Here is a 21,235-nt window from a genome sequence, read left to right as displayed (position 1 = left end):
ATGGCCTCAAATCAGTGCCATATGCTCCTCACACGGATCTCCCAAGGGCGGGTGAAGGATCCGATCAACCGATGTGATGTGGGGTGGATCAGTGCTGCGCAAGATGCTAACGACAGTGGCTGTAACAATTCTCGGCCTGTTCGCCCTGGCCGGGATCGGCAATGCGGCGCCGCCGCCGTATCAGCCACCGCCAACAGTGGTGGTGAATGTCAACGTCACGATCATCATCGTGAACGGCCCATTCATCTTCTTCGGCGACGGATTCGAGCCGGGGGAGAACGTGATCATCACGATCTTCTACAACGGCCCGAGCGGGCTTCGCAGCACGCCGGCCCTGGCCGCAGCCGCGGAATCGAAGGTTGTATCCACGACGGCCGATTCCAGTGGTCATTTCGAGGCATCGTTGAACCTCGACAAGGTGGGCACCTACACCCTGACCGCAACCGGGCAGAGCAGCGCACGGTCGGCCTCCTCGACGATCACGGTCGTTGGTAGTCAGGCGGAAACCACCGCCGGCACAACGACTGTCCCCGCTGGTGGCGGACTGGCATACACCGGTCAGGGATCTGACGGCAGCGCAGGTGGAGGCCTGGCCTACACCGGCACCAGCGTGGCCGGGCCGATCGCCATCGGCGCGGCAGCACTCCTTGCCGGTCTGACGTTGCTGTTCTTCGGAACGCGCGGCGTGATTCGGCGCAAAGGCTCGGGTCCCGCGAGCCTTTGAGACTCTGATTGACGGATTACGAGCACCTCACCTGCGCCGGTCGGAGCCTACGGGCTCCGGCCGGCACAGGCATCTCTTCAATTGACTTGGTCCACGGCTCTACCCTCATGCGCACACAATGTGCGAGCTCAGTAAAGCCCGGGCAGGGCTCGAACCGATCCCTAGAAGGGCTATAATGGAGATTCGTGGCTGGATGCGAGCGCTGAGGAAGTACTGGTGGATCGTCCTATTGACTACAATTCTCGCAGTAGGTGTCGGTGCGGTACTAACACTGCGCACACCAGCACAGTACGCGAGCACGGTCACGTTCTTTGTCCGTACACCGGCCGACCAGATCGGCGGCGCATACCAGGGGGATCAATTCGCGCAGAAGCGGGTCAACTCCTACGTGCAGTTGATGCAGAGTCAACGATTGGCGGACCTAGTTTTAGCCGAGACACAGGTTGACCTCACGGGCCCCGAAATCACAAGCCGAATCAGCGCTAAAGGCGACTTGAATACCGTTCTCCTCACCGCAACAGTCACCGATTCGAACCCCGGCCGATCCCTTGATCTTGCACAGTCGGTCTCCAGAAAATTTGTTGACCTCGTTTCTACGCTCGAAACCCCGCCGGGGTCGATCACTCCTTCGGTAACGATTGAAGTAACATCCGCGGCGGCATTGGACACTGACCCAGTGGCGCCACGACCACTGCTAAATCTAGGCTTGGCTCTTATGGTCGGTTTGGCACTCGGCTCGGCGCTTGCGGTCATGCGTGAGTTGATGGATACTTCAGTCCGTACCATCGAGACACTGCGGGACGTGACTCAGCGGTCCGTCCTTGCAGTCGTGCCCTTCGATGAATTAGCAAAGAAGGCGCCACTAATCGTCAACTCCCACGCCAGGTCGGTTCGTGCTGAGTCATTCCGACAACTTCGAACCAACCTGCAGTTTGTAGATGTGGACAATCCTATAAAGGTTGTTGTCGTGACGTCGTCGGTGCCGAACGAAGGAAAGTCAAGTACTGCGACCAACATGGCTGCAAGCTTTGCAGAGGCCGGCCGCAAAGTGCTGCTCATTGAGGGCGACCTTCGACGCCCACGCGTAGCCGAATACCTCGGAATAGAAGGAGCAATCGGACTAACGAATGTTCTCGCTGGTCAAGTCAATGTCGATGAGGTCCTGCAGCGATGGGGCCGCGGCGGGCTCACAGTACTCCCGAGCGGTTCGATCCCGCCCAATCCTTCGGAACTCCTTGGTAGCCAGAATATGGCCGATTTAATCAAATCAATGCGCAGCGTCTTCGACATCACCATAATCGACACGCCTCCACTCCTGCCGGTCACGGACGGCGCAATTGCCGCGTCCATGGCGGACGGCGCAATTCTTGTCGTCCGGCATGGCAAAACGTCACGCAATCAGGTCGCGTCCGCCACGGCAACACTGGAGGCGGTAGACGCCCGCCTTCTAGGTTCGGTGATCAACATGATGCCGACCCGAGGTGCGGAAGCATACGGTTACAGCGGATACGGGTACTATGCGGAAACTGAAGGCAATCAATACTTGAAAGAGGGTAGTGCAGCGACGCCGTCACCGGCCGCGGCTAAAGGATCGCTTGCCAGCAAAGGTTGATGGTGTTGGCTACTTCGCTGCGAACAGGGCAGGTGAACCATCGGCTCAGGGGCTCCCGCGAGGGTCGAAGCATCTGCCGAAACTGGTGACCATTTAGTTGCGAGCCCAACAACGGTAAAATGGTGCGACCGCATTCTGGATGACAGTTGGAGGGTCAATTGTGCGGAGTAGACCGTGCTCGGGTTCTGCTTACCCGAGATCGAACGAACCTGCAAATATCCTCGAAATAACGCGACATGAGTACCTCCGTAAAACACGATCGGTTGTACAAAAGAAGGCCCGCGCGCCAGCTGGCGAAGACTCCACCACGACCCCGCGGTTCGCGCGAGCTGAGCGGGTACGCGGCTGTGCGACCTACTCCTCCGAGTTGCGGACGTCGTTGATTAACGTAGGGGGTGCCACCAAGTGTTCCAGAAAATCTACTGCCAGCTTGGCTGAGTTTCGGCGGTCGAAGTGCTGTCGCGCATACTCTGCCAATTCCGTAGCGCGTTTCTTGGATCGGTCGCATTGCAGCAGCGCCTCCGCGAGAATCTCGGCCACCGCTGCCGGCGACCACTCCGCAACCCACCCCAGATTCTGCTTCAGCACTTCGTCGGCGAAAGTGCCAATACCGGAGAAGATCAGTGGACAGCCCGCCGCTAATGACGCTAGAGCCTTGGCTGGTCGCGCATCGACAGTAACTTGCATCGGTCTGATTGAACAAAGGCCGCCCACGGCACCGCGGAACGCGGCAGCGGCAACGTGGGGAGGAGCTGGTGCGACAAACTTGAGCTCGTTGGGCCACCGCTGCCGAACTGACTCGAGAGCGTCACGCTCCGATCCGTATCCCATGAACACGACTCCGAAGTCGAGACCGCGCTTCCAAAGAAGGTCCGCTGCGTGTACGAAGACCGATGCGCCGTGAACCTCGCCAAAGTTACCTGCATAAAGAAAGTACCGTTTGCCTTCGGGCCAAGGGGAATCCCAAGCCCCGCCTTCAGGGGAGAAGGTTTCAACATCCGTACCGTTCTCGACCATCGCCACTTGGCGCGCGCCCTTCGAAAGCGCTGCCGATGCCAGTCGAGCAGTAACTGCCATAACACCGTCGGATTGGCGGAGACAGGCATTCTCTGCCGATCGCACCAATGCGGATACTGCGCCAGATCGGCGCCCCGATTTTTGATGCACCATATCCGCCCAAGAGTCAGCAAGATAGTAGACACATCTGGCGCGAAGCCGCCGTGCGATGAACAATGCTGCGATACCGGACGTCGGCGGGGGGTCGCAGAGCACTACGTCCGCTCGCCCCAGTTGCCTCGCACAGAGCCATGCCCTCCAGGCAAACGCCACGAGGTGCATCGCGCGACGACCGCTAATACCGGTCGACGTGTCTCCGCGCAATCGAATTATCTTCTCACCAACTGGACCTTCAGAACTTGGCGGCTGATCCGGCTCATTTGTTGTCAGCACGATAATCGCCCACCCTCTGCCTCGCGCAGCTTCCGCAACTCCCTGAAGACGCACCGACGCGGCCCCAGCTCGGGGCCAGTAGTGTCGGGCGATCAAGACCATTCGCGGCATACCCATACCTCTCTGTCAGTTGATACGACAAAACGCAAGAAAGCGACACGGGGACAGGCATAATGCGAATAGCGATAACCACTGGTGTGCTTAGGACACCACCGACCTACTTTATAGCACAACATGCCAGATTGCTTCAGGAAAACGCCGACTTTGGGTTCTTTGCGAGGTCGGCAAAGGTCGACGACGACTTGCCAGGGCGCCTACATGTGCCGGCCGGAACTTCGCCCGAGGGTGGGTTCGTTAGAAAGATGTGGACATTCCTATCCGCACCGATAGTCTGCCTGAGCATCATCCGCTATCGGCCAGATGTTATACACCAACACTTTGCGACCTGGAGTGGACCAGCACTTTGGGCTGCGCGGATGACCGGTGCACCTTTACTCGTCACACTTCACGGTTATGACGTTGTATCTGAGGATCCGATTGATCTGTTGCAGAAGTTGCGGGTGGTCTGGGCCCAATACGGCTTGAGACGATTGATACGGCACGGCTGCCGGTTCCTGGCGGTAAGCGAGTATTTGAGGAGTCAAGCAATAATGGCTGGGATTCCGCCCGAATGTGTGCTGACCCTTCCACTCGGGGTGGATACAGAATACTTCAATTCAGAGGGGCGAGAATTAATCACCTCTCTCGGTCGGCAAGAGGTGATCTTCATAGGTCGGCTAGCGCAACAAAAGGGCGGATCCGATCTCATCAGGGCTATGGCGACGGTCCGACAACCTTACCGCCTTTCGATCGTTGGGGATGGGCCCGAGCGCAGCGCGTGGGAAGAGCTTGCGCGCACGCTTGGGGTTGAAGTGACGTTCACGGGTCAGATCTCACGATCCCTGGTGCGTGAGCGGCTCACTGCCGCAACAATATTGGTTCAGCCGTCGGTAGATGTACGCGGACGGCGTGAGCCAGCGGGTCTGACCCTTCTCGAAGCACAGGCCTGTGGCGTTCCAGTCATTGCTAACAATAGCGGTGGTATGCCAGACATGCTGTTAGATGGGATTACAGGTGTGCTAGTCCCCGAAGGCGACGTAGAAGCGTTGGCTCAGGCTGTCGAGGAACTGCTAGACCTTGACTTGGAAGGCTACCGCCAGCTCAGTGCCTCGGCTCGCAATTACGCCCATACGAGCGGCAACGGCCGCATCGCCGCTGCGCGATTGCTTACGCTATATAAGGCGGCACGTTTGGACCATCCGGTGAAACGGTGACGACTTCGCACTCTCGTCTTCAGACACTCGTCCGCACCACCGGTGCATACACCTCGGTAACTCTGCTGCGGGCCGTCATGATGGTCGCTATACTGCCCATCCTTACACGACTCCTGCCAGCAAGCGAATACGCACTTATCGCGCTACTCACACCGATGTGGTGGATTGGTCAGTCAGTCCTCAGCTTGGGCGCAAGTGAGGGAATTGCGCGCGCAGTTTTAGACCGGTCAAGAGGTACTGTTGCTGGAGCATACTTGGGTTGCGTGGCCGTTGTCCTCGTAACCACTGGGGTCGCAGCGGTGCTAGCCCCGATGTCATCCCAGATTATTTTCGGCTTGGGCTGGTCGAACGTGGTGCTTCTGACTCTTGTGCTGGCCGCAATTCAAAGTTTAGTCTCTATCAGTGCGGCCGCTCTCAGGGGCCAGCGTCGCGTTACCGCTGCCACCGTCGTAATGGCCGTATCGGCCGCAGGTACTCCCATTTTCGGGTTAGTCGGCGCTGCGCTGGCCGGTTCCGCCGAGGGATACACCGCAGGAATGTGCTGCGCCGCGTCGATTGCCGCACTCATTGGAGCGATCTATCTGACTGGACGCACCAGAATTGAATGGAAAGCAAGCGCCGCCGTAGCTATCTTCTCAGTGCGCCTTGGGCTACCAGGCTTGCCCCAAGCGGCCGCCCTGTTGCTTCTGGATGCAGGGCTTCGACGTGCCACGCTCGAGGGCCACGGGTACCAGGCGGTCGCGATTTACGGGCTAGCTTCCGTGACAGGGGGGCTGCTGTGGACTGTCGTGCGATCAGCTGGTCTAGCTTGGGGACCAGAAATATACTCATATAAGGACGACGCAGTCGAACCGGTCGTACGTGAACAGGTTCGACTGTTTGTGGCCGTTGCGACAATTCTTGCTGGACTCGGCGTTGTCCTTGCGCCAGTCGCCTCTAGTCTTCTCTTGCCCGAATCGTACCCGACAGGCGACTTTGTCCCACTGGTTGCCGTCTTTCTGACCACCGGAGTGGTCGGCGTGCCATTCATGGCCCTACTGCAACTCTGCTACCGTGGTCGCCTTACCGCGATGCTCCCATTGGTGACGATACCGGCTGTTGCGATCATTCTCGCAACCGTCTGGTTACTTCGTTCGGAGCTACCTGTGGAGTTGATCGGGTTCGGCCAACCGCTGACCATTGGCCTCATCAGTGTCGGTCTCTGGGTTGCCGTTCGGCGCCGCACCGATGCAAGCATCGATCCAACCCTCTGGCTCATACCCGCGGGCTGTGTGAGCGGGGTTGCCGTCGCAGTGGCGCTTTCCGGCTCGACCGCCATTGCCAGTCTGCTTGGAGTCGCCACTATGGCGCTAGGTTGTTTTCTCGTCGGCAAGTCGGTAATCGGGAAGAAGAAGAATGCCTGAGCGCCACGATCGAGTGTCTGTAACGCTAGTAGCGCTTTGCCTTGTTTCTTGCGTATTGCTATTTACGCTGCGGACTGAGATTCGGTGGGCGTTGTTCGGGTTGGGTGGCTTGACTGTACTTTGCTCTGCGCTTGTTCTCGTTAGGTCCGGGCGCGACGAAGGGGGAAGGCGCCGTGTGACGGACAGTGGTCCTGGCTGGCTGACCTGGATTGTCTGCCTATACGGGATCACGTTAATTTTGGCTGCCAGTCGTGCGGAGGGTTCTGCCGCTCTTCTTGCCTTAATCGGATGCCTTGTCACCGGAACTGTACTGATCGCTGGCGCCGACACAGGCTTGCGGGGCGCGAACCTCGCGGCCGCGTTGCTAGTGGCGGGATCGCTGCTTGCTGCACTTGTTGACCCCCGGTTAGTTGTGAGTGGTTCGAGGGATCTGTTTCCCGTCCTCTATGAAGGCAGAGTTTTCGGATTGCTGGAGCATCCAAATGGACTCGGTCAAATGTCGGCCATACTGTTCATGTTGGCCTGGAACCGACGAAGCGCCGTTAGCTTCGTGTTAGCAGCAACCGGCCTGCTTGCCGCGGTGAGCCAGACGGCCATGGTGGCGGTAGCTCTGGCGGCTGTGACCGTGATGATCGTGAGACTGATTCGACGGATTAAGGAGGCGTATCGGGCCCCTCTGGCTCTATTTGCGCTGGCGGTCATGGCCAGTCTTTGCTGGCTATTTGCGAGCAACGCAATCTACATCCCGAACCTACCCCTGAGTCAGGAAGATCTCACTCTTACGAACAGGACATATATTTGGGAGCAGCTCAGTGCAGGGGGTGTTCCCACGTTCGGGCTCGGCAGCGAGGGTTTGGCCGAAAGAATAGCAGCCCGAACTATAGTTGGAAGTGCGCACAATATTTGGCTGGAGGGCTGGCTCCGAGATGGCGCATTGGGTGTACTTGGTATGAGCCTCGTCCTTATTGTTCTCCTCCGGGCCTCACTGCGGCGTCCGGATCCGTCCTTGGCGTTGGGTGGGCTGGTCATGCTATTGGTCGAGGGTATGACAGAGTCGTCGCCGGCTCACCCGATTTTCTTTCCGTTCTATGCAGTGCTTGCGGTCTATGGTGGCAACGTGTCAAAGCGTGCGCGTGATCCAATCCCTGCCGCGCAGACGGCACACTTCCGGCAGGCTGAAGGGCGAGGATGAAACGAAGGACAGTCGTTTACAAATTACCCTTGGCTGGTTCAAAGGTGCTGCGGCTATGGAGAGGTGCATTGCTTGCTCTGCGGATCAGATCGAGGGGTGGTCGTGTAGGCCGCGCTTTGCAGGCGGAGCGTGGGGTGTGGCTGCGTCGACCACCTCACTCGGGATGGGATATTGGCCGGAACGTTTACTTCGGCAGGCACTGCATTTTGGAAGTGCCCCTTGGGGGGCGTCTCGAGGTGGGTGACTCATCCAGGCTAATGCATAATGTGTTGATCTGTGCCGTGAACTCTGTCCAGATTGGCCAGGACGTACTGATAGCTGAGCGCGTCTCAATTAGGGATCAAGATCACGGTACGGCACTCGGGTCGACGGTATCGTCTCAAGACGTAGTGACGGCACCGATATCTATCCAGAATGGGGTGTGGGTCGGGTGTGGAGCCGTGGTCCTGCGCGGCTCAACGCTGGGCAGCGGTTGCATAGTGGGTGCTTTGTCTGTGGTTAAGGGAAACGTGGATGCCGATGTGGTTGTCGTCGGGGCGCCGGCGCGACCAATTGCGTTGCGCCGACCCGCAGCCAAGTAACGTGCCTGCCTAATGCGGGAGTGCAAAGCCATCGATAAATGGTAGGTCGAGGCGGGTGAGTGCGAGGAGCTGTCACGCACATTGCCGAGTTCCTCGGGCACAACGCATATCTGGTTCAGCTAGGTCCGTCGGCCGTCGAGTCCGCAACTTCCTAGCTGCCACTCGGTAGGATCGGCCCGGCTCGTGCTCGTTTCTGTCACTTGCCCGTTGACAGTGGCCGTGGAGCGTCACAGACGGTTGGCGTCTCAACTCTAGGCGACAGGTTTCCCTTCACCGCCCGCCCGGCCTGCCGATTGAAACGACAGACGCGTCGCCAAACTCGGCTCTATCAACAACGTTGCGTCCATCAATCATGAGAGTCAGGCCGGGAAGGTCGCTCGTGCCAAGCTTTTCGTATTCCTTATGCGCAGTATGCAGTATTGCGATATCGACCGGATCGCCGAGGTTATGGGGAGATAGACCCAGGGCTTCCAGTTCCTTGTCGCTGTACATTGGATCATGGACTGTCGCATTGGCTCCCTCCAGCCTTAGGGCCTCAACTGTCGCAAAGACGCCTGAGTAGGCTGTCTCCTTTACACCTCCTCGGTAAGAGGCACCTAGCACGACGACTCTGGTTGCCGTCAGATCTCCGTAATGTTCCTTCGCTAGTTGAACCGCATAGGCCGGCATGCCTGCATTTATCGCTCGCGCGGCCCTGACGATGGTCGCAGAAGGATCATTCCAGAGATAGAGTCGCGGGTATACTGGTATGCAGTGTCCGCCGACTGCAATTCCGGGTTGATGGACATGACTATATGGTTGAGAGTTCGTCGCCTCAATTACTTCATAGACATTGACGCCGTGGCCTGTCGCATACATGGCAAATTGATTAGCTAACCCAATGTTGACATCGCGGTAGGTTGTTTCCACGAGCTTTGCCATTTCCGCTGCCTCAGCGGTTCCAAGGTCCCAGACTCCATTTCCTCGAGCGAGATCCGGGCGCTCATCAAACTCGATTACGTCATAATAGAACTCGACTGTCCGTCGCGCACCTTCTGCGGACAGGCCACCGACTAATTTTGGATACTTCCGGAGATCAGCAAAGACTCGACCGGTCAGGACCCGCTCGGGTGAGAAGGACAAATGGAAATCGATTCCCTCCCTCAGGCCGGACGTCTTTTCGAGCAATGGTTTCCAGCGTCCTCGCGTCGTGCCTACGGGAAGGGTTGTTTCGTAGATCACCAGTGTGTCCGACTGCAGCCCGCGCCCGATATCCCTGGTGGCCGAATCAAGCCATCCAAAATCTGGTTGGTCTTCTCCAGTGACGAATAGAGGTACTACAACAACAACCGCATTGGCTTGCGCCACCGCGGCTGCGGTGTCGGTGATGGCAACCAGACGGCCCTCCTGGACGACGGTCAACAGCCTGGTGGAAAGTTCAGCTTCCCCTGGAAACGGTTCGCTGCCCTGATTGACTTGCTGCACCACTACTTGGTTCCTATCGGCGCCAACCACGGAATGTCCCGACATCGCGAACTGAACAGCAAGGGGAAGTCCGATCTTTCCGAGCCCGATCACGGCGATCTTCAAGAGTTCCACCTGAGGTCCACTGTCACACCTGTGTTTGCAGACTCAATCATTGCTTCCGCGATCAGTACTGTGGTCAGTCCCTGTTTCATAGTGACTATGTCTGAGTCTTTCCCTAGTACTGCGTCGCGGAATTGCTCATGTTCCACTTGCAGGGGTTCAGGCTTTGCGATCGCGTAACGAACTACGTCCCCCTCGGATACACCGCGGAATTGTGCTAATCCAGGCCACTCGGTCATGACTGAGCCGTTGGCATAAAATGTCAGGTCGGCAGTTAATGTATCGGCCACAAATGTGCCACGTTCGCCAGTAATGATGGTTACCCGTTCTTTTAAAGGTGATAGCCAATTGACTAAATGATTGGTGATCGTCCCGTCTGCCAAAAGGCCGACGACCGCGATGAGATCCTCATGCTTTCTCCCACTCCGAAAGGCCGTCCGTGCTGACACTGACGTGAAGTCCTGCTGACTGACCCAGGCGGTGAGATCGATATCGTGAGTCGCTAGGTCCTTCACCACGCCTACATCGGCGATTCGGCCGGGGAAGGGGCCTTGTCGCCGAGTAACAATCTGGTATACCGTGCCAAGGTCTCCCGCTTCGAGTCGACTCCGCGCGGATTGGAGGGCTGGGTTATATCGCTCTACGTGACCTACTGCACCAATGACTCCTGCAGCATCGAATGCCTCAACAAGATTGCGAGCTGACGACGTATCCTGTGACAGCGGTTTTTCGATGATCGTATGAATTCCTGCCTCAGCAAGGGCGAGTCCAACGGCTTCGTGGTCTTTCGTTGGGACTGCCACGGCGCAGTATTCGATTCCCGCGGCAATCAGTTCGTGTACGGAGCTGAGTACCGGTCGGCCCCCAGCAACGGAATAGGTATCGCCGCAGGGGTCAGCTATGGCGACAAGATCGACCCCAGCTAGACCTGATAGAACGCGCGCATGGTGTCTGCCCATCATGCCGATGCCAAGCAGGCCAGCCCTGAGTTTTGTCACCATGTTAGGCACCCGCTCTTGCGATTTTGTTGACGGCGACGACAATTCGTTCCAGCTCGCTGGGTTGCAGCGCGGGATAGATCGGCAGAGAGAGGCACTCTGAAGCTGCGTTAGTTGTGTTGGGTAAGCTGGTGTCGGCGTTGAAGGGTGCTAAAAGGTGGACGGGCGTTGAGTAAAAAATGCCGGTTCCAATGTTGAATTCAGAGCGGAGAGCATGGGCGAAGCCGTTTCTGTCGTCTTGTATTCGGATCGTATATTGGTGATAGACGTGCACCGCGCCGGCGGCGACCGAAGGCGTAGTGACTTGTTCAAGATGCGTGTCCATGTATCGCGCATTTTCCTGACGCTTCTTGGTCCATTCGTCGATTTTGTGCAGTTGGACCCGTCCAATTGCGGCATGGATGTCTGTCATTCGGTTGTTGAGTCCTACAACTTCATTATGGTACTGTCGTTGCATTCCCTGGTTACGGTAGAGGCGGATCAGCCGTTCAATTTCTGGATTGGCAACGGTTACCATCCCGCCTTCACCTGATGTCATATTTTTCGTCGGGTATAGTGAGAACATGCCGAACGATCCAAATGTTCCAACTGGTCGATCGTTCAGTGAAGCCCCGTGGGCCTGTGCTGCGTCTTCAAATACTTGGATCCCAAGTCGGATGGCAGTTGCCGTTAGCTCGACCATATTCGCTGGATGTCCGTACAAATGCACGGGCATTATGCCGACTGTGCGATTGGTTACGGCCTTCTCGACCGAGCGAGGACTTAGGCAGAACGACTCCGGTTCAATGTCTGCGAACACCGGCGTTCCTCCCGCTAAGACAACAGCGTTTGCCGTTGCTGCAAAAGTGAACGATGGCACGATCACTTCATCGCCTGGTAGGAGTCCTGCCGCCAGCAACCCTAGGTGAAGGCCTGAGGTACCTGAATTGACTGCCACGCAGGCTCGTTGAAAACCGAAATGTTCGGAGAACTCCTCCTCAAAGGCCTTTACTTCGGGTCCTTGAGCTAGCATTCCACTCCGCATAACTCTGTCTACAGCGGCCCGCTCATCGTCACCAATTAGCGGTCTCGCAGGCGGAATGAATTCCCTCATTCTGATTCAATCTTGAAGGGATCGTTGGCAGGGTCCATTACGCTCTCTGTAAGGGTCCCTCCGGCCTCGAAGTAGCTTTCGCCTGTGGTGGGACACACCCACTCCGTGCGGTTCAGCCGTTTCAGTGGAATCCCGGCCTTGCCGACCCATGCGCGGCGCTGCGCTGGCACGCCTGCGACTAGGGCGAAGTCGAGCACGTCTTTAACCACGACGGAACCAGCGGCGACGAGCGCCCACCTGCCAATCGTTAATGGGGCGATGCATACCGCCCGCGCTCCAATAGACGCTCCCCTGCGTACCATCACTCCGACGGGGGCCCAGTCCTGACTGCTCTTAGGGCTACCATCGGGATTTATAGAACGGGGATACTGATCATTGGTGAGAACGGCCCCTGGTCCGATGAAGACGCCGTCTTCAAGCACGGCTGGATCATAGACAAGCGCATAATTCTGCAGCTTGCAATGATTTCCGATACGGACGCCCGCACCTACGTATGCTCCACGACCGATTACGCAGTCATGGCCCAATATCGCTCGTTCTCTGACCTGCGCGAGATGCCACACCAGTGTGTCATCGCCAATCTGAGCATCGGTTGCAACGTCGGCCGTTGCTTCAACTCGGTTCATCGATCTCGCTTTCAATAGCTACGACAGTGTGTCGTGTATCAGTGTGAATTGCCGTTCGGACGTTGGGTCGGTATTGAGCTGTTCGGCTTCGTTTAGTGAACTGGTCCGAACGTGCGTGTCGGAGAGCTTGGTTGTACTAATGTTCTCGGAAACATTTCATTGCCATGGGTCGAAGGCAAGGACGGGATACGCCGTGTGTGTGGCGCGCGCATCAGTTTTCCGCCTCAACGGGGTTCTTTCCGCGGGGCATTTACTCGGATTTGGGCCGTTTTAGCGTGGGTGCACAGGACCGCCACCGTGGTCGTGAATAAGCGCTGCACTGCGCGCCCCCCTTTGGCCCGTCGAGACGGCGGACGAAGGGACCCACCCTCCGTGTCGGCTCGACTACAGAGAGTACCACATCCTAGCAACGCGAACCTAGGCTGGCACTACCAGGCAGTCCATCACTAGGCCAGCCAGGCGATAGCCGGAGCTGATAGTGGCCCAATAAGGTGCTCACCGCCGTCGTGTCAGTTTGCGAGTTGGTTTAATTTCTGAGGTTCAGAGGCGTTCAGGGACTTCGTTTCCAGGCGGGCGGTGTCTGTGAATCTCCAGATTCCCTGTTTTTGTCACGAGATGCTGGGTCGAGGGTTCATTTCGTCCAATGCTATCTAAGGTGGTTGGCGAAGAACCACCAAGTCGGCGCGCAACCTTATGTTCGAGTGTCGTTGCTATGCACCTTGTAGAAGGGGCGAGGGCCTGCTCGACCAGGGCAGTCGGCGGTTGGCTCCGCGCGGACGAGTTCCGGGCGTTGCAGTGGGTTGGGATCAGCGATGCCTGTCGCCGGCTGGGGTATCGCCTCCAACGACCGGCTGTTACTGGCGATTGCGAGCGTGGCGGGCCGCCGCTCACGGCTTCACCGCTCTCCCGGTCGAGCCGCCTTATTGCCATTCGAGCGGGAGTGGATCCTGTTCTGCGGCGGTGGCAACATCTGAGTCTTCCACAGGTCGCTCGGCGGTTGGCTCGGCCTCCGTTGGCGATCTCTCGAGCGCCAAACCGTGACTATCTTGCCCTGTAAACGCGGTGGCTCGTGTGTCTCTGGCGCACGCGCGGCCACAGCTTCGAGCGCGCCGGACACGGCCGGGTGTCTTCGTCCGTGACGATCCGCTCGAACAGCTAGGGCACCAGACCAACTGCTGCGGACCTCGGAGTGGATTCGTAATGGCTCTGCCGACTATCAGGGTCGATCAGAAAAGCTGCGCCAGTGTCTTCGGAGGATTTCGGACCTACCGACGGGACCATCTGCGGTTTGCGCCAGGCATACAGCGGCGGATGAATGCGAACCCGAGACCGGCGCGGTCAACCTTATAAGTAAGGGTCGCCGGCGTTCACGGCAGCATGACCAACAACTATCGACGACCGCTTGGACCGGCCTCAAACCCAAGTCCGCCCACTGCTTATTATGTTGCCGTCGACGCGGTGTTAGGTTCGGACGGCGATGGTCACTCCGGACTCCGCTCGCGTGTCACTGCGCACGAGGTCGTCGCCGCCGCGTGATGTGCTCGAAGGTATGAATTAGGCGTTCCGCTGCCGCACTCGTGCCAGCATTCGCTACGCGACGTGAACGGTTTCCCGCCGATGTGACGGCTTTGTTCACCGCTAGGCCCAACTGTGTCGCCACCGGGTGAGCCGGGCCGAGAGAGCGTGACGATGGGCCCGCTGACCCGTGATGCAATTGAGATCTCAGGGGAAGGGGCGGCACATGACGACGAGCAGATTGCCGCTGACGCACGGCTCCGAAGCGTTGCCCGAACAGTTTGCGTTGGTCGCGGGGGGAGCGGCATCCTCGGTCACCGACGCCCAAGCGGCCGCCCTCGCGGAGACCCAGGCGCTTCCTTCTGGCAGCGGCCCCGCGCCTGGCACCGGGCCCAAGTGGCTGGCCTCCTACCGGCGAGGTCTCATCATCACCGACTCGGTGATCATCGTCGCGGTCGTGCTCACCAGCCAGGCGCTCCGGTTCAACGACAGCACCCGGGTCGTGCTGGACGGTTTCGGCTCGGTCAGCTACTGGTCGATCTCCGCGGTCCTCAGCTGCCTGTGGCTGGCCGCGATCGGCATCAACGGGTCGTGGGATCGCAACATTCTCGGCGCGGGCCCGAGCGAGTACGGCCGCATCATCCGGGCGTCGTTCTTCCTGTTCGGATTCGTCGCCATCATTTCCTACTTGACGCGGGCCGAGATTGCCCGCTCCTATTTGGCGATCGCTCTTCCGCTCGGGCTCTTCGGCCTGCTTGGCGGCAGGTGGGTCTGGCGCCGGTTGTTGATTGAGTACCGCAGCACGGGAAGTCATCTCAGATCGGTGCTGGTCGTCGGCGGAACGACCAGCTCCGCATCGCTGGCGAAGCGGCTGCGCAACGCGCCGGCGGCCGGTTACCGGGTCGCGGGCCTTTGTCTACCCGGTGGTCCGCAGGCCTGGAGCGATCAGGGTGACGCCGTCGAAGACGGGTTCCCGGTGGTCGGGGACCTGACCGACGTGATCGGGGCGATCCGCCGCTGCCGCGCGGACATGGTGGCGGTCGCGGCGTCGGAGGCCTTCGGGTCCGAAGAGATCAGGGCGCTCGCCTGGCAGCTCGAGGGTTCCGGCGTAGGGCTCGCGCTCGTCCCCGCACTGACAGACGTCGCCGGTCCGCGTATTCACATCCGACCGCTCGCCGGGCTGCCGTTGATGCACGTCGAGGAACCCGTCTTCCGGGGACCCAGACTGATCGTGAAGACGACCCTGGATCTCGTCGGGTCCGCGCTGGCCCTGGTGGTGCTGTCGCCGGTGCTGCTGATCGCCGCCATCGGAATCAAACTCACCGACAACGGACCGGTGTTCTTCCGGCAGGAGCGGGTCGGGCTGGCCGGCAAGAGGTTCCGGGTGTGGAAGTTCCGTTCGATGGTCCATGGTGCTGACAAGAAGTTCGAAGAGGCCAAGGCCAGCGCCAATCAGCAATCGGGCGTGTTCTACAAGTCGGCCAATGATTCCAGGATCACCCCGATCGGCCGATTCCTGCGGCGCAGCAGCATTGACGAGTTACCGCAGCTCTTCAACGTCATCTCCGGCCAGATGAGTCTCGTCGGCCCACGTCCGCTGGTTCCTGGCGAGGGCGCCGAGGTCGGCAATTTCCTCGAGCGGCGGATGCTCGTCAGGCCCGGCATCACCGGCCTCTGGCAGGTCTCCGGGCGGTCGGACGTCACCCCGGAAGAGCGCATCCGGCTCGACTTCTACTACGTCGAGAACTGGTCGGTGGCCGGGGATCTCCTGATCATGGCGCAGACCATACGAACGGTCCTGAGGCGTCAGGGCGCCTACTGACAGGACCGCGATGGGTTGGCGCCGCGCCGGGGTGTCATCACATCGGTGGCAGCTGTCGGTTCGAACCGGGACTGCCGTCGTTGGGTGGAGTCGCATCTTTCGAGTGATCGTCACGGCGTCGGCCACCCGGGTTGGCCAGGGAGTCTGGTCACCTCCGGTAATGACACCGCACGGCAGCCGAGCGGGACCGGCGATTTCCACGGACGCGGATACGTGAAGTGACAGAAATGCTGCAACGCCGAGTGACGTCGATTCACGGGCTGAAATATGCTCCTCTCCACGGGAGTCTTGCCGACGACGGGCAAGGTTTTCGGCAACTCCAGGGGGCGTCGGTTCCACCGTGCGGGCAGCCGGAGTCGCTGTGCCCGACGAACTTCCTCTGCCTGCACAAATGCACGTCATTGAGTTTCCACCAGGACCCGTCGGCGGACGAGACCTCCGTCCGCCGGTGTCACAGTCCGCGCATGAAAGGCTCCCCATGGACTTGAGCATCCTGCTGCGGGCGTTACGTAAGTACTGGTGGATCGTTGTGGTGACCACGCTGGTCGCCCTCGGCGCCGGGGCGCTGGTGACCATGCAGACACCGAACAAGTACGAGTCGACCGTGACCTTCTTCGTGCGCACTCCGGCTGAGCAGATCGGCGGCGCCTATCAGGGCGATCAGTTCGCGCAGAAGCGGGTCAATTCCTACGTCCAGTTGCTGAGCAGTGTGCGCCTCGGCGCCCTGGTCGCCACCGACACCCAACTGTCGCTGACGCCGGACGAGATCGTCAGCCGCATCACCGGCAAGGGCGACCCGAATACGGTGCTGCTGACCGCAACGGTGACCGACTCCGACGCAGCTCGTTCGCTGGACATCGCAAAGTCGATCGGAACCACCTTCGTCAGCCTCGTCTCGACGCTCGAGACGGCACCAGGCAGCGATACTCCGTCCGTCTCGTTGGACGTCACGTCACCGCCGGCGTTGAACCCGACACCGGTGGCGCCGAAGCCGCTGATCATCATGGCGGTCTCGCTGATCGTCGGACTTGCCCTCGGCATCGCGCTCGCCCTACTCCGCGAACTGCTGGACAAGACCATCCGCACCGTCGAAAGCCTGCGCGACCTGACGAAATCCATCGTCCTGGGGACCATTGCCTTCGACGACTCGGCGAAGTCCTCGCCGCTAATCGTCGACAGCCGCGCCAGGTCGGTCCGGGCGGAGGCCTTCCGCCAGCTCCGTACGAATCTCCAGTACGTCGACGTGGACGACCCGCTGAAGGTCATCGCCGTGACGTCCTCTGTCGCCGGTGAGGGGAAGTCCAGCACCGCAACAAACCTCGCCGTGAGTTTTGCGGAGGCCGGCTCCACGGTCCTGCTGATCGAGGGCGATCTCCGTCGGCCGAAGGTCGCCGAGTACCTCGGCCTCGAAGGGTCGATCGGACTGACCAATGTGTTGACCGGCCGGCTCGCCTTGGAGGACGTGCTCCAGCCGTGGGGCAAGGGCGGCCTGAGTGTTCTCGCCAGCGGCCCGATCCCGCCGAACCCAGCGGAACTGCTGGGCAGCAAGAGCATGGCGCAGCTGCTCAAGTCGCTGAAGAAGTCCTTCGAGATCATCATCATCGACACGCCGCCGCTGCTGCCCGTCACCGACGGCGCCATCATCTCGGCCGAGGCCGACGGCGCCATCCTGGTCGTCCGGCACGGCCGGACCACCCGTCATCAGGTCAGCACAGCAGTGGCGTCGCTCGAGGCGGTGGACGCCCGGCTGCTCGGCTCCGTGATGAACATGATGCCGACCCGAGGGGCGGACGCTTACGGCTACGGCTACGGCTATGACGACATCGCCGGCAGCAGGCCACAGCTGACCGAGATCGAGGAAACCCCGCCGGTCGTCAGCGCCCACTCGGGTGATGCCAGAGAGAAAGTCCCATCGTAGGGATGAGCGCCGACGCGGTGTCGGTGGTGATCCCGACCACCGGTCGACCTGAATTGCTACGGGCAGTGCGCAGTGTCAACAATCAACGCCCGGCCATCGACACCGAGATCATCGTGGTGATCGACGCATCCGAGCGGCCCGCCGTCATCGATCGGCTCCCGGCCGGCGCGCCGATCACCGTGCTGTCGACGGGTGGCGGTGGCGGCGGCTGCCGGGCCCGCAACCTCGGGGTCGACCACGCCACGGGCCGGTGGGTCGCCTTCCTCGATGACGACGACGAGTGGGATTCGGGGAAGCTCTTCCTGCAAACCGCTTTCGCCCGGACCAGGTCGAACGAGAGCACCTGGCCGATCGTGGCCTCCCGGGTGCGGCAGCAGTCGGCCAACAACGACTGGGCAGTCGACGGAGTGCCCGCCCGGTTGTATGACGGCTCGACCGATCTGTCGGATTACCTGTTCCGCGGCCGCCGGTCCGGAGCCCGGCGGGCCAGCATCTTCCCCTCTTCCCTGCTGGTCGACGCGAGGCTGGCGAAGGCCGTCCCGTGGGACGACGGGCTGAAGCGTCACCAGGACTGGGACTGGATCATCAGGGCTGCCCGCCACCCGAATGCGTCGCTCTTTCAACTTCCGGATGAATTGGTGACGGTCTATCTCGGGTCACCGGGATCCATCTCAGCGAAACCTGATTGGTCGTCGTCCCTGATGTGGGCCAAGGAGCATCTGTCAGGCGGTCAACCCCGGACGTATGTCGATTTCCTGATGGCACAGACGCTGCGGTACTCGATCCAGGCCCGGGACTGGGCCGGGGTGAAGACCGTCGTCGGCGAAATCCGCCGGACGAAGACCGTTCCCTCCGTCGGCCCCGCGATCACCGGTGTGGCCGGGGTGCTGACCCGGCTCCAACTGCAGGCACTGATGCGGTGGATCAGGTGAGCGCCGACCTCAGCCCGGGAAGCGGTGCGGGCGAAAGCATTGCCGCACCTGCCATCGTCCTGCTGGTGTCCCATCTGTGTCCCACGCTGGGTTTGGAACGGGCAGCCATCGAGCTGGCCCGGACTCTGGGATCCGCAGCCGGCGTCACCGTGATGAGTCTGGGAGACGATCTCCTCGCCGCACCCTGCGACCTTGATATCGCCGCGCTCGGGCCGAAAAGGATCGGATGGCGGCGGCTCAGGTCGATTCCCGCGCTGCGCAGGTACGGGCGGACCGCCTCCGCTGACGCCGTCTACATCGCCGTCGGACTGTGGGCGGCGATCCCGTGGCTGATCGCGGCGCCGCGACAGGCCCGCCGAACGGTGGTCTGGGAACACTCGCTGAGCGTGGAGAAGACGGCATCCTCCCGTTCACTGCGGATCCTGCGGTTGGCTGCGGGCAGGCTCTACCCACGTGCGTGGGCGGTGGCCTGCGTGAGCGATTCGCTGTCGACCGACGTCGCACGGCTGAACGCCACGATCACCACCGTCACCATTCCGAACGCTCATCCCGCCGTCGACGAACGCTCGCTCGCCCGCCGCTTCAACGCGAGAACACCCGGTGGCGCAAGGCTGCTGACCGTCGGCTCGCTGTCACCGACGAAGAATCAGCAACTGGCCATCAGGGCGCTGGCCGAGCTCCCCGCCACGTTCACCCTGGACATCGCCGGTGCCGGCGCCGAGCGATCCGCGCTGGGCACGCTGACCCGCCGGCTTGCAGTCAGCCACCGGGTCCGCTTCCTCGGGCACCTGGATCACCGCGCCATGGCAGATGCCTACCGGCGGGCCGACATCCTGGTTCATCCCTCGCTCGGCGAGACCTTCGGGTACGTCTACGTCGAAGCCGCCGACGAGGCGCTCCCGGTGGTCAGCCTGCGGCACCCGGTGTCCGCGGAGATGATCCCGCAACTGGTTCCCGGAGCGGTCTTCTCGGGCGGCCCCGCGGAACTGGCGGCCGCGGTCCTGGCAGTGCGTTCCGACCCGCCGACCCGATCTGCGGTGCTCGCCGCAAGGCAGCTGAGGGCCAACCGGATGGATCCCGCCGCAATCCGGGACCGGTGGCTCGAGCTTCTGTGTGCGATGGGGCCCACGACCACCCGGGCGAGCGATCACGAGGTGACCCGGTGATCCTGCTGGCGATCGCCGCGATCGCCGCTGTCGCTCTCGTCACCCTGATCCGCACCCGCGAGGACAAGCCGCGTCGCACCCTCGCCCAGGACTGGTTCGGTGACGCCGCGGTCGTGATCCTCATCGTCGGCGGGCTGCTGTACGACTCGACGCTGGTCGGCGGCTCCCGTTTGCTGCAGGTCGCGATCCTGCTCGGCGTGCTGGTGTCCACCGTCGGGTTCCTCGCCGTCCAACGGCACCGGTCCCTCGCCCGCCACCCCTACCTGGCATTCATCCCGATGATGCTGGCGCTCTACATGTTCGTCCTTTCCGGGGTGCAGGCCGTCGACCCGAGCGTCTTCGGCCGACTCGCCCCCGTCCTGCTCTGGGCCGCTCTTGGTGTGCTGCTGGTCTCCGGCGGCATCCGCACCATGGTGTTGCAGAGGGTCATCGTCGGCGCAACGTGCGCCATCGGGGTCCTGCTTCCTCTGATGAGCGACGCAATGGTGCACTGCACCGTCTTCAAATGCGGGCTGTTCGAGGAATTGCTCACCGGACCCTTCCCGTCCGGGAATTACCTCGCGCAACTGTCCGCACTGTCGCTGCTGATCGGAGTCTTCTCGTTCAAGGGGACGCTTCGCTGGTGGCTGGTGATCCTCAACGTGCTGATCCTGGTCGCCACCGACTCGCGAACCTGCCAGATCGCCGTTGTGGTCGGGTTTGTCGTCGGATGGTCGATCAGAAGCATCACCATCACCACGCACCGGGACCTCCCGGTGCGGACGGTCGCGGCGGCGGCCTGGACCGCGGCGGTCCTCTTCTCCGGCCTCGGGTCCTTCCTGATCTACAACTTCAGTGCCGGCGATTTCAGTAACCGGGCCAACATCTGGGCGCGCGGTGTCGGCGCCCTCGGCGACCACTGGCTGACCGGGCTCGGCGGCGAGGCGTGGTCGGTCTTCCAGGACACCGGCGCCCTGCCGCAACTGTTCCCGCACAGCCAGTACCTGATGATGCTGTTCTGGGGCGGCGTGCTGGGCATCGTCGGCTACACCTGGATCATGGCGGCCAGCGTCACAGCCGCCGGTCGGACGCCCGCCCAGCTGCCGGTGGCCGCGTCGCTCGTCACGTTCCTGCTGGCACTGGGATTGACCGAGGCCTTCTGGAATCCGACCGCCGTCGACGGGCACTCCTTCTTCATCCTCCTGGTGCTCTCGCTGGCCTTCGGCGGCCGGGCTCTCGCGGCGCCGGCGACTGTCTCGCCGGAAACCACGGCAGTGGTGGCGGTGCGCAGGCGGCAGCCGGTCCCGCATCGTCATCGCGCGCCCGACGTGGACGAGGAGGGCTGA

At 60.9% G+C, this 21,235-nt stretch carries 16 protein-coding genes; 11 read left to right on the top strand and 5 right to left on the bottom strand.

Annotated elements, in window-relative coordinates:
* Window positions 1-115 precede the first annotated feature (115 nt).
* The gene (locus ACVBEQ_RS01545) at window positions 116-724 is read left to right on the top strand and encodes a hypothetical protein (RefSeq protein WP_447151643.1); all 609 of its coding nucleotides are present in this window, start codon (window positions 116-118) and stop codon (window positions 722-724) included.
* A gap of 175 nt (window positions 725-899) precedes the next feature.
* Window positions 900-2,336, top strand: a complete 1,437-nt coding sequence (locus ACVBEQ_RS01540) for a tyrosine-protein kinase domain-containing protein (protein WP_447151642.1) — start codon at window positions 900-902, stop codon at window positions 2,334-2,336.
* A gap of 354 nt (window positions 2,337-2,690) precedes the next feature.
* On the opposite strand, the gene ACVBEQ_RS01535 is transcribed toward ACVBEQ_RS01540, so the two are convergent.
* The gene (locus ACVBEQ_RS01535) at window positions 2,691-3,887 is read right to left on the bottom strand and encodes a glycosyltransferase (RefSeq protein WP_447151814.1); all 1,197 of its coding nucleotides are present in this window, start codon (window positions 3,885-3,887) and stop codon (window positions 2,691-2,693) included.
* A 71-nt stretch (window positions 3,888-3,958) separates the two neighbouring features.
* Between ACVBEQ_RS01535 and ACVBEQ_RS01530 the strand changes: the two genes are divergently transcribed.
* The 4 genes from ACVBEQ_RS01530 (at window position 3,959) to ACVBEQ_RS01515 (ending at window position 8,274) form a co-directional block, all read left to right on the top strand.
* The gene (locus ACVBEQ_RS01530; RefSeq protein ID WP_447151641.1) at window positions 3,959-5,098 is read left to right on the top strand and encodes a glycosyltransferase; all 1,140 of its coding nucleotides are present in this window, start codon (window positions 3,959-3,961) and stop codon (window positions 5,096-5,098) included.
* 311 nt (window positions 5,099-5,409) lie between these two features.
* Window positions 5,410-6,501, top strand: a complete 1,092-nt coding sequence (locus ACVBEQ_RS01525; RefSeq protein ID WP_447151640.1) for a hypothetical protein — start codon at window positions 5,410-5,412, stop codon at window positions 6,499-6,501.
* Window positions 6,502-6,676: 175 nt separating this feature from the next.
* Window positions 6,677-7,693 (top strand): O-antigen ligase family protein, encoded by a 1,017-nt coding sequence (locus ACVBEQ_RS01520; protein WP_447151639.1) that lies wholly within the window; start codon window positions 6,677-6,679, stop codon window positions 7,691-7,693.
* Entirely contained in the window at window positions 7,690-8,274 is a 585-nt protein-coding gene (locus ACVBEQ_RS01515) for an acyltransferase (protein WP_447151638.1), read from the top strand. Before ACVBEQ_RS01520 ends, ACVBEQ_RS01515 begins: the two co-directional genes overlap by 4 nt.
* Window positions 8,275-8,544: 270 nt before the next feature.
* On the opposite strand, the gene ACVBEQ_RS01510 is transcribed toward ACVBEQ_RS01515, so the two are convergent.
* From ACVBEQ_RS01510 to ACVBEQ_RS01495, 4 genes are read right to left on the bottom strand one after another with little or no spacing between them, the layout of a single operon-like run.
* Window positions 8,545-9,843, bottom strand: a complete 1,299-nt coding sequence (locus ACVBEQ_RS01510; RefSeq protein ID WP_447151813.1) for a nucleotide sugar dehydrogenase — start codon at window positions 9,841-9,843, stop codon at window positions 8,545-8,547.
* On the bottom strand, window positions 9,840-10,838 hold the full coding sequence (locus ACVBEQ_RS01505) for a Gfo/Idh/MocA family protein (RefSeq protein WP_447151812.1): 999 nt from the start codon (window positions 10,836-10,838) through the stop codon (window positions 9,840-9,842). Before ACVBEQ_RS01505 ends, ACVBEQ_RS01510 begins: the two co-directional genes overlap by 4 nt.
* 4 nt (window positions 10,839-10,842) lie before the next feature.
* A complete protein-coding gene (locus tag ACVBEQ_RS01500; RefSeq protein ID WP_447151637.1) occupies window positions 10,843-11,931 on the bottom strand; it encodes a DegT/DnrJ/EryC1/StrS family aminotransferase in 1,089 nt (362 codons plus the stop codon).
* Window positions 11,928-12,557, bottom strand: a complete 630-nt coding sequence (locus tag ACVBEQ_RS01495) for an acyltransferase (protein WP_447151636.1) — start codon at window positions 12,555-12,557, stop codon at window positions 11,928-11,930. Before ACVBEQ_RS01495 ends, ACVBEQ_RS01500 begins: the two co-directional genes overlap by 4 nt.
* 1,741 nt (window positions 12,558-14,298) lie before the next feature.
* Between ACVBEQ_RS01495 and ACVBEQ_RS01490 the strand changes: the two genes are divergently transcribed.
* The 5 genes from ACVBEQ_RS01490 to ACVBEQ_RS01470 all read left to right on the top strand — a co-directional run bounded on the left by ACVBEQ_RS01490 (window position 14,299) and on the right by ACVBEQ_RS01470 (window position 21,235).
* On the top strand, window positions 14,299-15,894 hold the full coding sequence (locus ACVBEQ_RS01490; RefSeq protein WP_447151635.1) for a sugar transferase: 1,596 nt from the start codon (window positions 14,299-14,301) through the stop codon (window positions 15,892-15,894).
* Between the two features lie 478 nt (window positions 15,895-16,372).
* On the top strand, window positions 16,373-17,812 hold the full coding sequence (locus ACVBEQ_RS01485; protein WP_447151634.1) for a tyrosine-protein kinase domain-containing protein: 1,440 nt from the start codon (window positions 16,373-16,375) through the stop codon (window positions 17,810-17,812).
* A 2-nt stretch (window positions 17,813-17,814) separates the two neighbouring features.
* The gene (locus ACVBEQ_RS01480; RefSeq protein ID WP_447151633.1) at window positions 17,815-18,744 is read left to right on the top strand and encodes a glycosyltransferase family 2 protein; all 930 of its coding nucleotides are present in this window, start codon (window positions 17,815-17,817) and stop codon (window positions 18,742-18,744) included.
* The gene (locus tag ACVBEQ_RS01475; RefSeq protein WP_447151632.1) at window positions 18,741-19,910 is read left to right on the top strand and encodes a glycosyltransferase family 4 protein; all 1,170 of its coding nucleotides are present in this window, start codon (window positions 18,741-18,743) and stop codon (window positions 19,908-19,910) included. Before ACVBEQ_RS01480 ends, ACVBEQ_RS01475 begins: the two co-directional genes overlap by 4 nt.
* Entirely contained in the window at window positions 19,907-21,235 is a 1,329-nt protein-coding gene (locus ACVBEQ_RS01470) for an O-antigen ligase family protein (RefSeq protein WP_447151631.1), read from the top strand. Before ACVBEQ_RS01475 ends, ACVBEQ_RS01470 begins: the two co-directional genes overlap by 4 nt.

This window comes from Nakamurella sp. GG22 (genome assembly GCF_052976845.2).
The sequence above is the reverse complement of the archived record's forward strand: the minus strand, read 5'-3'. Positions and strand labels throughout refer to the sequence as shown.